Source organism: Citromicrobium sp. JLT1363 (assembly GCF_000186705.1).
Lineage (GTDB): Bacteria > Pseudomonadota > Alphaproteobacteria > Sphingomonadales > Sphingomonadaceae > Alteriqipengyuania.
In genome coordinates this window covers 1-559 of record NZ_AEUE01000020.1, presented here as the reverse complement: position 1 = coordinate 559, position 559 = coordinate 1, and the positions used below count along the sequence as shown (strand labels likewise).

Below are 559 nucleotides of genomic sequence, written 5' to 3'. Positions count from 1 at the left end.
AGTTCGAAGCATTCAACAGCTACGCCGAAACGTCACCGTCGGGCCGTGGTCTTCATATCATTGTCAAAGGCCACATGCCTAACGGGCGTCGTCGCGGTAAGATTGAAGCTTATTCGTCGGGCCGGTTCTTCACAATGACCGGGCACGTTTACCGCAACGCGCCGGTTAACGAACACCAAGCTATTTTACAACAGCTTTGGACGGAACTAGGCGGGCATATCGAAACGCACACGATTAGCGGCGACATAGTTGAAAAGCTAACCGACGCCGAAGTTATCGAAAAGGCGTCTAACGCGGTCAACGGCGACAAGTTCTTGCGTCTGCATTCCGGCGATTGGCAAAACGACTACCCGTCGCAGTCGGAAGCCGACCAAGCGTATATGAACTTTCTAGCGTTCTATTCGCAACACCGTATTCAGCTTATGCGCCTATTCCGCAATAGCCCCCTAGGCCAGCGGGAAAAGGCACAGCGCAACGGCTACCTTAACTTCACTATCAACCGCGCCTTTGACCGCATGTTGCCGCCTATCGACGCCGAAGGTATCTTTAACCAAGCGGA

At 53.3% G+C, this 559-nt stretch carries 1 protein-coding gene; it reads left to right on the top strand.

Translation table 11 applies throughout. The features are described 5' to 3' along the window. On the top strand, positions 1-559 hold a 559-nt coding region (locus tag ADAD_RS17045; RefSeq protein ID WP_010415699.1), incomplete at both ends, for a phage NrS-1 polymerase family protein.